Annotated in this window: 9 protein-coding genes; 6 read left to right on the plus strand and 3 right to left on the minus strand. The window is 72.2% G+C overall.

Translation table 11 applies throughout. The annotated features are described in order from the left end of the window. From ADL12_RS51990 to ADL12_RS43915, 5 genes are all read left to right on the plus strand, one after another. Nucleotides 1-349: hypothetical protein (locus ADL12_RS51990; protein WP_244188265.1), on the plus strand; the 349-nt coding region annotated here is incomplete at its 5' end. A 7-nt stretch (nucleotides 350-356) separates the two neighbouring features. Continuing rightward, the gene (locus ADL12_RS43900) at nucleotides 357-1172 is read left to right on the plus strand and encodes a TlyA family RNA methyltransferase (protein WP_062714033.1); all 816 of its coding nucleotides are present in this window, start codon (nucleotides 357-359) and stop codon (nucleotides 1170-1172) included. Next, entirely contained in the window at nucleotides 1169-2074 is a 906-nt protein-coding gene (locus ADL12_RS43905) for an NAD kinase (protein ID WP_062714036.1), read from the plus strand. The genes ADL12_RS43900 and ADL12_RS43905 overlap by 4 nt, the downstream gene beginning before the upstream one ends. A gap of 237 nt (nucleotides 2075-2311) precedes the next feature. Beyond that, nucleotides 2312-4030 carry a DNA repair protein RecN gene (gene recN, locus ADL12_RS43910; protein WP_062714038.1) on the plus strand — a complete coding sequence of 573 codons (1719 nt, stop codon included), beginning with the start codon at nucleotides 2312-2314 and terminating at the stop codon, nucleotides 4028-4030. Nucleotides 4031-4552: 522 nt separating this feature from the next. Further along, entirely contained in the window at nucleotides 4553-5689 is a 1137-nt protein-coding gene (locus ADL12_RS43915; protein ID WP_062714040.1) for a glycosyltransferase family 4 protein, read from the plus strand. A gap of 63 nt (nucleotides 5690-5752) precedes the next feature. Here the strand turns inward: ADL12_RS43915 and ADL12_RS43920 are convergent, their stop codons facing one another. Next, the gene (locus tag ADL12_RS43920) at nucleotides 5753-7405 is read right to left on the minus strand and encodes a PucR family transcriptional regulator (protein ID WP_062714043.1); all 1653 of its coding nucleotides are present in this window, start codon (nucleotides 7403-7405) and stop codon (nucleotides 5753-5755) included. Between the two features lie 99 nt (nucleotides 7406-7504). Between ADL12_RS43920 and ADL12_RS43925 the strand changes: the two genes are divergently transcribed. Then, nucleotides 7505-8467 (plus strand): LLM class F420-dependent oxidoreductase, encoded by a 963-nt coding sequence (locus ADL12_RS43925; protein ID WP_062714045.1) that lies wholly within the window; start codon nucleotides 7505-7507, stop codon nucleotides 8465-8467. A 6-nt stretch (nucleotides 8468-8473) separates the two neighbouring features. Here ADL12_RS43925 and ADL12_RS43930 read toward each other — a convergent pair whose 3' ends face one another. Then, nucleotides 8474-9856: an FAD-binding oxidoreductase gene (locus ADL12_RS43930; RefSeq protein ID WP_062714047.1), complete on the minus strand. Its 1383-nt coding sequence runs from the start codon at nucleotides 9854-9856 to the stop codon at nucleotides 8474-8476. Nucleotides 9857-9974: 118 nt separating this feature from the next. Beyond that, nucleotides 9975-11777: a glycoside hydrolase family 15 protein gene (locus tag ADL12_RS43935; protein ID WP_062714049.1), complete on the minus strand. Its 1803-nt coding sequence runs from the start codon at nucleotides 11775-11777 to the stop codon at nucleotides 9975-9977. Between the last annotated feature and the right edge of the window lie 451 nt (nucleotides 11778-12228).

The raw sequence follows: 12228 nt of genomic DNA on the forward strand, positions 1-12228 counted from the left end.
GGCAGCAGGCGTCTGCGCTGCTCGCCACGACCGCAAGCGGCCACCCCACGATCCCCCAACCCGGGCGGATACCCCCAGGTCCGCCGCCCCCGCCCCGCTGAACGTCCCCCGCACCCCCACCGGCAACGCCGACGTCGACGCCCAGCTCGAGCGGTTGGGCGATACCGACCACCTCGCCACGGACGGGCACATCGAGGTGTACGAGGATGTACACGGGGGGCTGCGCGACGCGCTCACCGCGCTCGACGCCCACCCGGGACCTCCGGCTCCCACCCGCCACCCGACCACCACCCCTCAACGAGACCCTTCGGGTCACACCCATCGATTGCCGTACGAGCACAGGAGCTGAACCGAACGTGGCAGGAGTCGCACGCCGTCGTCTCGACGCGGAGCTGGTCCGCCGGAAGCTCGCGCGCTCGCGCGAGCACGCCAGCCAGCTGATCGCCGCGGGGCGGGTCTCCGTCGGCAAGACCGTCGCGACCAAGCCGGCCACGCAGGTGGAGACCGCGGCGGCGATCGTCGTCGCGACCGACGGCAGTGATCCCGAGTACGTGTCGCGGGGCGGGCACAAGCTCGCGGGCGCGCTGGAGGTCTTCGTACCCCAGGGGCTCGTGGTGGAAGGGCGGCGGGCGCTGGACGCCGGCGCGTCGACCGGGGGTTTCACCGACGTCCTGCTGCGGTCGGGTGCCGCCCATGTCGTGGCCGTCGACGTCGGATACGGACAACTCGCCTGGACTCTCCAGAGTGATGAACGCGTCACCGTCAAGGACCGTACGAACGTACGCGAGTTGACGCTCGAAGCGATCGATGGGGAGCCAGTGGATCTTGTCGTGGGGGATCTGTCCTTCATCCCGCTCGGACTGGTGCTGCCCGCCCTGGTGCGGTGCGTGAAGCCGAACGCGGACCTGGTGATGATGGTCAAGCCGCAGTTCGAGGTGGGGAAGGAACGGCTGGGAAGCGGCGGGGTCGTCCGCAGCCCCCAGCTGCGGGCCGAGGCCGTGCGCGGCGTGGCCGAGAAGGCGTGGGAACTCGGGCTCGGGGTGAAGGGGGTCACGGCCAGTCCGTTGCCCGGACCCTCCGGGAATGTCGAGTACTTTCTGTGGCTGAGTGCCGGGGCGCCCGCCCTGGACCCGGCCGACGTTGACCGTGCAGTTGCGGAGGGGCCGCGTTGACACAGAACCGAGCTCGTACTGTCTTTCTGCTCGCCCACACCGGGCGGCCCGCGGCCATTCGCAGCGCCGAGCTGGTGGTCAAGGGCCTGCTGCGCTCGGGCATCGGCGTGCGGGTGCTGGAGGCGGAGGCCGAGGATCTGCCGCTGCCGGACGAGGTGAAGCTCGTCAAGGAGGCCACTCCGCAGTGCCTCGACGGGTGCGAGCTGCTGATAGTGCTGGGCGGTGACGGGACGCTGCTGCGGGGCGCCGAGTTCGCGCGGGCGTCCGGCGTGCCGATGCTCGGCGTCAACCTCGGACGCGTCGGGTTCCTCGCGGAGGCCGAGCGGGACGACCTCGACAAGGTTGTCGACCGGGTGGTGACCAAGGCGTACGAGGTCGAGGAGCGGATGACCGTCGACGTCGTCGTGCATCAGAACGGCGACATCGTGCATACCGACTGGGCGCTGAACGAGGCGGCCGTGCAGAAGGCCGGCGCCGAGAAGCTGCTCGAGGTCGTGCTGGAGATCGATGGGCGGCCGGTGACGGGGTTCGGGTGCGACGGCATCGTGCTGTCGACTCCGACCGGGTCGACGGCGTATGCCTTCTCCGCGGGTGGGCCTGTGGTGTGGCCTGAGGTCGAGGCGCTGTTGATGGTGCCGATTTCGGCGCACGCGCTGTTTGCCAAGCCGTTGGTGACCTCGCCGGATTCTGTGCTGGCGGTGGAGGTTCTGCCACACATTCCGCCGGGAGTGTTGTGGTGTGACGGGCGGCGGACTGTGGAGTTGCCGCCGGGGGCGCGGGTCGAGGTGCGGCGGGGGGCTGTGCCGGTGCGGTTGGCTCGGCTGCATCATGCTTCGTTCACTGATCGGTTGGTGGCGAAGTTTGCGTTGCCGGTTTCTGGGTGGCGGGGGGCGCCTCACTAGCCGTCTGTGGGGGGTTGTGCCGGAGCGCGGGCGGCTGCGGGTGGTTCGTGGTTGCTCGCGCCCACGCGGCGGAGCCGCACATCGATACAGCCCCGCGCCCCTGAGGGAAGTGACACTCGCCTGGGTGACAATGTGCTGCCGATACACATTCGTCACCTGGACCTTCACATGACTGAGGCCGGGGGCCGTCGCACTCTCCGCCCCCGACCTCGTAAGGTCGTGTCCGTGTTGGAGGAGATGCGGATACGGTCGCTCGGAGTCATCGACGATGCGGTCGTCGAGCTGTCGCCGGGATTCACCGCTGTCACGGGTGAGACAGGTGCGGGCAAGACCATGGTGGTCACCAGCCTGGGGCTGTTGCTCGGTGGGCGGGCGGACCCGGCGCTCGTGCGGATCGGGGCCGAGAAGGCGGTCGTGGAGGGGCGGATCGCCGTGCCTTCGGGCGCGCCGGTCGTCGTACGGGTCGAGGAGGCGGGGGCCGAGCTCGACGACGGGGCGTTGCTGATCAGCCGTACCGTTTCCGCCGAGGGGCGGTCGCGGGCGCATCTCGGTGGGCGCAGTGTGCCCGTGGGGATGCTGGCCGAGCTCGCCGACGAGCTGGTGGCCGTGCACGGGCAGACCGATCAGCAGGGCTTGCTGAAGCTGGCCCGGCAGCGACAGGCGCTCGACCGGTACGCGGGGGATTCCGTCGCTGTGCCGCTCGCCAAGTACACCGAGGCCTACCGGCGGCTGCGGGCCGTCTCTGTCGAGCTCGACGAGATCGTGACACGCGCGCGTGAGCGGGCTCAGGAAGCCGACATGCTGCGGTTCGGGCTCGACGAGATCGCGGGTGTCGAGCCGCGGGCCGGGGAGGACGTGGAGCTCGCGGAGGAGGCCGAGCGGCTGGGGCACGCGGAGGCGCTGTCGTCGGCCGCCACGGCCGCTCACGCCGCGCTCGCCGGCAACCCGGAGGACCCCGAGGGCATCGACGCCGCGACGCTTGTCGCCGGTGCGCAGCGGGCCCTGGACGCCGTGCGGTCGCACGATCCGGCGCTGGCCGCGCTGGCGGAGCGGATCGGGGAGATCGGGATCCTGCTGGGCGATGTCGCCGGGGAGTTGGCCGGGTACGCCGATGATCTGGACGCGGACCCGCTGCGGCTCGCGGCCGTCGAGGAACGGCGGGCCGCGCTGAACGGGCTCACGCGGAAGTACGGCGAGAACGTCGCCTCCGTGCTCGCCTGGGCCGAGGAGAGCGCGGCGCGGCTGACCGAGCTGGACAGCGACGACGAGCGCATCGACGAGTTGACCGCCGAGCGGGATGCGCTGCGGGCCGAGCTGGGCGGGCTGGCGCAGGCGTTGACCGATGCGCGGACGGACGCCGCCGAGCGGTTCGCCGCCGCGGTGACGGCGGAGCTGGCCTCGCTCGCGATGCCGCACGCGCGCGTGTCCTTCGACATCCGGCAGACCGAGGATCCCGAGGGCGTGGAGGTCGGCGGGCGTGCGGTCGCCTACGGGCCGTCGGGTGCGGACGAGGTCGAGCTGCTGCTCGCTCCGCATCCGGGAGCGCCGCCCCGGCCCATCGCCAAGGGCGCGTCCGGCGGTGAGCTCTCGCGCGTGATGCTCGCCGTCGAGGTCGTGTTCGCGGGGACCGATCCCGTGCCGACGTATCTCTTCGACGAGGTCGACGCCGGCGTCGGCGGCAAGGCGGCCGTGGAGATCGGGCGGCGGTTGGCCCGGCTGGCGAGGACCGCGCAGGTCGTCGTCGTGACCCACCTGCCGCAGGTCGCTGCCTTCGCCGACCGGCAGTTGCTCGTCGAGAAGACCAACGACGGGTCGGTCACCCGGTCCGGGGTGAAGGTGCTGGAGGGCGAGGAGCGGGTGCGGGAGCTGTCCCGGATGCTCGCCGGGCAGGAGGACTCGGAGACCGCGCGGGCACACGCGGAGGAGTTGCTGGCGACGGCTCGGGCGGACGTGTAGCGCGAGCACCGGTGGAACGGGCCGTGCGTCGCCGTGGCCCCCGGCCGTGTCACTCCGCGCCGCCTGTGGTCGTCCGGGTGGCGCTCGCGAGGCTTCACGGCGGGTGCGGAAGCGTCGTGGCCGTTGGCCGGCGAGGATCTCGGGGAGCGGCTCCTCCATGCCGTACTGGGCCGTCAGAGTCGTCGCGCTGTCGCTCTGTGTTGCGCAACTGCCGTGCCGACGCGTGGTCACCGAGTCTGTGGGCGCGGCCTCTTCGCGATGTGCCCCCGCCGAGGCATGCTCCACGTGCGCATGTTCGGCCACACCCCCCACCCTGCCTCACTCGTGCAGGTGACTCGGCCCGTCGCGTTGCCCGGCGTCTGCGCCGCTTTCGCCCACCCGCCGTGCCCGGAACAGCCGTACGTCCTGGCATCCTTGGCGTAAACACGTCGTACGCGTAGGGATCTCGCGGTACACCCCCTCCGCCCGATCCTTCTGTACTTTCTTCGTGACCGCCCGACCCGAACCAGGAGCCCCGGCCACGTGACCCCCGTGAGCAGCCACTCACCGCACGGCCAGTCGTCGCTGCGCACCGTGCAGGTGCTGGGCGGCGGCAACGCCGGCAGTAGCGCGCATGTGCGATCGCTGGCCTCGGGCCTGGTCGCGCGGGGCGTGCGGGTCACCGTGTGTGCCCCTGTCGAGGCCGATCGTGCCTACGACTTCACCGGGGCCGGCGCCGAGCACGTACACGTGCCACGCAGCAGCGACCCCGCCTCCGTGGCGGCCCTGCGGGCGGCGTGCGCCGACGCCGACCTGGTGCACGCGCACGGGCTGCACGCCTCCTTCCGTGCCGTGCTCGCGCTCAGCGGGCGGCGTACTCCGCTCGTCGTCACCTGGCACGACCGGGCGCATGCAGAGGGGGCCCGCGCCCATCTCGTACGGCTGTTGGAGCGGCGGGTCGTCAAGGCCGCCTCCGTCGTGCTCGGGACCACATCGGCGCTCGTGGACCGGGCCCGCCGGACCGGTGCGCGGGACGCCCGCCTCGCCGCCGTCGCGATGCCCGGGCCGGGCCGTGCCGTCGAGCGCGACGACCCCGACCGGCTGCGGCCCAAGGTGCGGGCCGAACTCGGGGCCACCGGACGCCCGTTGCTGATCGCCGTCGGCTCGCTGGAGCGGCATCGCGGGTACGACGTGCTGCTGGACGCCTCGCGCGCGTGGCTGCGGCTCGATCCCGTGCCGTTGGTCGTGATCGCGGGGGAGGGGGCGCTGCGGGCCGCTCTGCAGCAGCGGATCGAGGACGAGGGGCTGCCCGTACGGCTCATCGGACGGCGTGACGACGTCTCCGAGCTGCTCGCCGCCGCCGACGTCGCGCTCCTGCCGAGCAGTTGGGAGTCGCGGTCCGTCCTCGCCCAGGAGGCCCTCCACGCGCGCGTGCCGCTCGTCGCCACCGAGGTCGGCGGCGTGCCGGAGCTCGTCGGTGACGCGGCCGAACTCGTCCCGTACGGCGACCCGGAGGCACTCGCCGACGCCGTCGTACGGCTGCTCGGCGACTCCGAGCGCCGGGAACTCCTCAAGGAGCGGGGCGGGCGGCAGGCGGCGACCTGGCCGACCGAGGACGAGACGGTTGCCCAAGTGCTCAGCGTGTACGACGAGTTGACGCAGCCGCAGCCCATGATCTAGACGCCGGACGCGTCTCTACTCCTCGACCCCTCTACCTCTTTTACCCCTCTACCCTTCTGCCCTCTATCCCGCATGCCTTCGCGCCCGCAGCGCCAGGCTCAACGCCAGCACCGTCTGTGGGTCGTCGAGGTCGGTGCCGAGCAACTCGCCGATGCGGGCGAGGCGGTTGTAGAGCGTCTGTCGGTTGAGGTGCAGCTCGCGGGCCGTCTCCGCCTTGCGACCCGCGTGCGCCAAGTACGTCTCCAGGGTGGGCAGCAGAGGCGGCCGGGAGCGGTTGTCATGGTCGCGGAGCGGGCCGATCGCGCGGTCCACGAAGGCCGCGAGGTCCGGGTGGTCGCGCAGCCGCCACAGCAGCAGGTCGATGTCCAGGCGCCGGGCGTCGTACCAGGGGCGGTCGGACAGGCCCTGCGCCGCCGTCGCCGTCTCCGCCGCGTGCCTGAGGCCCGCCGACGCAGTCGCCCAGCTGCCCGCGACGCCGACGACCACGACCGGCGGCTGCGCGCCCGGCCGCTGGATCCCGGCCCGCTCGACACCGGCCCGCAGCGCCGCCGCGACCCGGTCCGCGACCGCCGACCGGTCCGACTCCGCACGCAGGCCCAGGAGCAGGGGGACGCGGCCCTCGACCGGGCGTACGCCCAGCAGGACCGGAACTCCTACGGACGCCAGCTCCTCGCCGACCGCGCGCGCCAGTACCGCCCAGCCGCCGCTGGGGGACAGCGCGTCCCCCAGCCGCATCACGACCGGCAGCAGCGGGCTGTCACCGGGCTTGAAGCCCAGTACGCGCGCCTGTGCCGGGGCGTCCTCGGCGGCGATCCGGCCCTCCGCGAGGTCGGTCAGGAAGTCGCCGCGACCGCGTGCCGCCAGCTCCTCCTCCTGGCGTGCCTGCATCAGCACCACGGCCAGGATGCCCGCGGCCCGCTCGGCGGCGATCCGGTGTACGGGCGCCAGAGGGCCGCGCACGGGGAGGAGCACGAGTCGGGCCCGGACCGAGCCCGTCCCCGGGCCGCCCCCCGGAACATCCACGAGCACCGCCCCGGCGGGCGGCGGCGCGTCCTTGTGCTGCCCCCGCAGCCCTTCCCATACCTGCAACGGATCCGCCCCCTCGGGCCCGGCCCCGGCGGCGTACAGCAGCCGGCCGTCCGTCGTCTCCAGGAAGACCGGGTTGCCGCCGAAGTCGGCCAGGATGCCGAGCACCTGGGGCACACCGCCGCCGCCGAGCAGTGCTTCCGTGCACCGGCGGTGCACCTCCTCCGCCCGTTGCAGCAGCGCGTAGTGGCCGTTGACGATCTCGGTGTGGATCTCCTCGGTGACCGTCACGAAAGGCACCTCGCGGTGCAGCTGGATCAGCGGCAGACCGGCCGTACGTGCCGTGTCGACCAGCGTGGCGGGCAGGCGTGTGAAGCGCGGGCCCAGCTCGATGACGAGGGCCGCGATGCCGCGCTCGGCCAGGGTGCGCACGAACGCGCGCTGGTCGGCCGGACGCGTACCGAGGCCGTAGCCGGTGGTCAGTAGCAGCTCCCCGCCCTTCAGCAGGGAGGCGATGTGGGGCACCTCGCCCGCGTGCACCCAGCGCACGGTCCGCCCCAGCCGGTCGGCGCCCGCCAGGACCTCGGGGAGCCCGCTGCGCAGGCCGGGCAGCTCCAGAGCCCGCCGCACGGTGATCCCGGCGCCGTGGGTGCCGAAGCCGCTGTCCGTACCGCCCGTACCGCTGTCCATGAGCCGGACGCTACCCGCGGTCACGCTTCCACGACATATCCGGACCGTTACGGGAGGAGAAGCCGGTTACGGCGCGTGCGGCGGGGTAGCGGCGCCTGTATGGACTTCAGCGTGGTTGCCGTGGCACGGGAGGACGACAGTGAGGTCGAGGAGCCGTTGCGGGTGGCGGTGGTCGCCGATCGGCTCGGGTACTGCGAGGTGTGGGCGGGGGAGGGGCCGACCTGGGACTCCTTCGTCCTCGCCGCGGCGATCGGGCGGGCCACCGAGCGGGTCGCGCTGACGGCCGGTCCCGTGGCGGTGTCGGTGCGTGAGCCGTTCGGTATCGCGCGGGGTGCCGCCTCGGTCGCCGCCGTCACCGGGAGGCCGGTCGGGGTGGCGCTGGGGACGTCCAGCAAGCGGGTGGTGGAGGGCGTGCACGGGGTGCCGCGAGTGCGGCCCGCGGCGGCGATGGAGGCCTCGGCGGCAGCCTTGCGCGTCCTCCTGCACGGCAAGCCCGGCGAGCCGGTCGTCCCGGGCAGTGCCTTTCCGCGCCGCCTCCCGCCTCCAGGCGGCCCGCTCACCGTGGCGGCGTTCGGCGACCGAGCGATCGCCACGGCGGCAGCGCACTCCGACCGCATGCTGCTCGACCTCGTCTCGCCGGAACAGGTCCGCATGCTGCGGGCGAAACTCGAAGCGGCCGCCGAGCGCGCGGGCCGTACGGCGCCGCCGACCCTGGCCGCCTGGCTGCCTGCCGCCGTCGATCCGGACCCTCAGTCCCTCGCGCAGGTCCTGCGGAGCATCGCCGGGTATCTGACGGTGCCGGGCTACAGCGACATGTTCGAGGCGGCCGGTTTCAGGGAGGCGGTCGAGCTGGCCCGCACCGGTGCCGACCCCGGCACCCTGGTCCGCGCGCTGCCCGCTGCGGCGGCCGACATGGTCGGGCTGGTGGGTGACCTGGACGCCGTACGCGCGCGTGTCGAGGAGTATGCCGAGGCCGGACTCGACGAGATCGCCCTCGTCCCGGCGACGGCAGGCGATCCGGGCGGGGAGCGGACGCTGACGGCATTCAGGCAAGCCTGGTGACGGCGCTCAGGCCGGCCTGATGTTGTGGTTGAACCGGAAGACGTTGTCGGGGTCATAGCGCCGCTTCAGTTCCGCCAGCCGCCGGGTGTTCTCGGCGCCCAGACCGGCCACCACCCGCTCCGGGCCCTCGTCGCCGATGAAGTTCAGGTACACCGCGCCGGTGCTCCACGGCCGCACGTCGGCGCGGACGCCGCGCACCCACTGCCTGCACCGCTCGTCGTCCGCCGCGTCCTGCCACATGCCGTACGGGTGCACCGCCCAGGGCGCGTCCCGGTAGGGCACCGGGTACTCGTGCGGTCCGGCGGCGATCGCGCCACCCTGCGGGAGCAGGACGTGCTGGGTGCCGGTCGGTACGGGCATGGACCGCCCGTCGGCGCAGTACACGTCCACGAAGTCGTCCGGCGCGCCCGTCAGATACTCCGCCGACCAGTAGTGCCGCATACCGGGCGGATCGTCGATCATGCACTGCACGTCGGCGTACGGCATCGCGCCGACGATCTCCGCCTCGTGCGGCAGCGCCAGCAGCGGCTCGGCGTACTTGCGCATGTCCTGTTCGGCACCGGCGTACGTCAGGAGCGCACAGCACACCAGTGAGCCGACGAGGGGCGGCGGTACGAAGTCCTCGGGCGGGCCGGTGAAGTGCAGGATGCCGCCGCCCACCTCGTCGGGGCCGGACTCGATCACGTCGCGGAAGGTGCGGACGGCGTCCGGTCCGAGCTCCGGCCGGTACAGCAGCAGCGCGATGGCGAACTCGGGCAGCTCGTACAGCTTCAGGGTGATCGCGGTGGCGATGCCGAAGTTGCCACCTCCGCCGTGCAGGGCCCAGAACAGGTCCGGGTTCTCGTCCGCGTTGGCATGCACCCGGCTGCCGTCGGAGGTGACGAGTTCCACACCGAGCAGGTTGTCCACGGCGAGCCCGCACCACCGGTCCAGCCAGCCGGTGCCGCCGCCGAGGACGAAGCCGCCGACGCCGGTGGTCGAGGCCCGGCCGCCGGTCGTGGCGAGGCCGTACACCTGGCAGGCGCGGTCCAGGTCGCTCATCGTGGCCCCGCCCGCGACCCGTACCGCCTCGGCCCCGGGGTGCACGGTGACCGCGCGCATATGGCGCAGGTCGATGACCAGGCCGTTGTCGTTCAGCGCCATTCCCGCGACGCTGTGCCCGCCGCCGCGGACCGCGATGTTGAGGTCCAGCTCCCGCCCGAACCGCACGGCCCGCACGACGTCGTCCTCGTCCACGCACTGCGCGATCACCGCGGGCCGCCGGTCGATCATGGTGTTGAAGACGACCCGGGCGTCGTCGTAGCCGAAATCCCCCGGCGCGAACACATCACCGGCGAGATCCTCACGCAGCGCGGCGAGGGCCGCGCCCGCCTTCGAGTGGGAAGCCATGGCCGCCCCCTTCCGACAAGCGGCAAGGCAAGGGGCAATCGCCTGCTTCCAGGCTAGGCGGGCGCGTCACGTCCGTCCTGTCGAGCGGTACGGCGATGCGGCGGTACCGCGGCCCTGCTCAGCCGCCGTACGCCCCGGACGCCGTCAGTCGCAGGGCGGTGTCGATCAGCGGAACGTGGCTGAAGGCCTGCGGGAAGTTGCCGACCTGGCGCTGCAGGCGCGGGTCCCACTCCTCGGCCAGCAGACCGAGGTCGTTGCGCAGGGAGAGCAGCTTCTCGAAGAGCTTGCGGGCCTCGTCGACGCGGCCGATCATCGCCAGGTCGTCCGCCATCCAGAACGAGCAGGCCAGGAAGGCGCCCTCGTCACCGGGGAGCCCGTCGACGCCCTCGTCCTCGCCCTGCGTCGGGTAGCGCAGGATGAAGCCGTCCGCTGTGGACAGCTCGCGCTGGATCGCCTCGATGGTGCCGATGACACGCTTGTCGTCCGGCGGCAGGAAGCCCATCTGCGGGATCAGCAGCAGGGAGGCGTCCAGCTCCTTCGAGCCGTACGACTGCGTGAAGGTGTTGCGCTCCTTGTCGTAACCCTTCTCACACACGTCCCGGTGGATGTCGTCGCGCAGCTCGCGCCAGCGCTCCAGCGGCCCGTCGGCGTCGCCGGACTCGATGAGCTTGATCGTGCGGTCGACGGCGACCCAGGCCATGACCTTGGAGTGCACGAAGTGCCGGCGCGGCCCGCGCACCTCCCAGATGCCCTCGTCGGGCTGGTCCCAGTGGTCCTCGAGGTAGCGGATGAGCTTGAGCTGGAGCAGCGAGGCGTAGTCGCTGCGGGCCAGGCCGGTCATGTGGGCCAGGTGCAGGGCCTCGGTGACCTCGCCGTACACGTCCAGCTGGAGCTGGTGCGCGGCGCCGTTGCCGACCCGGACCGGTGCGGAGTTCTCGTAGCCGGGAAGCCAGTCCAGCTCGGCCTCGCCGAGCTCACGCTCGCCCGCGATGCCGTACATGATCTGCAGGTTCTCCGGGTCGCCGGCGACCGCCCGCAGCAGCCACTCGCGCCAGGCGCGAGCCTCCTCGCGGTAGCCGGTGCGCAGCAGCGAGGACAGGGTGATCGCCGCGTCGCGCAGCCAGGTGTAGCGGTAGTCCCAGTTGCGCACGCCGCCGATCTCCTCCGGCAGGGAGGTGGTGGGCGCGGCGACGATGCCGCCGGTGGGGGCGTACGTCAGCGCCTTCAGCGTGATCAGCGAGCGGATGACCGCCTCGCGGTACGGCCCGTGGTACGTGCAGTGCTCGACCCACTCCCGCCAGAAGTCCTCCGTCGCCTCCAGCGACTGCTCCGGCTCCGGCAGCGGCGGCGGCTCCTTGTGCGAGGCCTGCCAGGAGATCGTGAACGCGAAGCGGTCGCCCGGTCCGACCGTGAAGTCGGAGTACGTCGTCAGCGACTTGCCGTACGTCTCGCGGTCGGTGTCGAACCACACCGAGTCCGGGCCCGCGACGGCCACCGTGCGCCCCTCGTGCTTGTGCACCCACGGCACGATCCGGCCGTACGAGAAGCGCATCCTGAGCGCCGAGCGCATCGGCACCCGGCCCGAGACGCCCTCCACGATCCGGATCAGCTGGGGCGCCCCGTCACGCGGGGGCATGAAGTCGATCACCCGGACCGTGCCGCGCGGCGTGTCCCACTCGGACTCCAGGATCAGGGAGTCACCGCGGTAGCTTCTGCGGGCCGCGGTGGGCGGTTCGGCGTCGGAGGCGTGGGCGGGACCGAGCCGCCAGAAGCCGTGTTCCTCGGTGCCCAGCAGGCCGGCGAAGATGGCATGCGAGTCGAAGCGGGGCAGGCACAGCCAGTCCACTGTGCCGTCCCGGCAGACCAGCGCTGCGGTCTGCATGTCTCCGATGAGTGCGTAGTCTTCGATGCGCCCGGCCACGTGCAACTCCAGTCGAACGGCCACGTCACCCCCTCTTCTGGCAAGGGGGCTCTCGCTAGTGCGGTCAAGGGGTGGGTTTTGTAATGCGTCGTTGAGCGGTGAAGCAAAGCAGTCGTCTCGGCCGTGAGGCAAAACGACAGTCTCTTCTCAACAATCTCTGCTCAACGAACTGACGAGCTCTCGTTGTTCCGGTGGTTACGGGCGAGGGGTGGTGCCGTGTTGCCGGCCGGGCTCGGCAGCGAATGTCCGAGCAGGATACGACGCACGTAGATGATCTGCGTGCCGCTCCGGGCAACCCGGGTCGGCCGAACGGGTGAGCAAGGGGTGAGAAACCGAGGCGCCTGTGCAGGAACGTGGCGACTCGTGTGCGGAGCGTGGCCGGAAGCCATCGGTCCCCGTCGCTGATACCCTGGTAGCCCGTGGACCGGTGGGAGAAAAACCCCCGAACCGC

The organism is Streptomyces regalis, assembly GCF_001509475.1.
Classification (GTDB): Bacteria; Actinomycetota; Actinomycetes; order Streptomycetales; family Streptomycetaceae; genus Streptomyces; species Streptomyces regalis.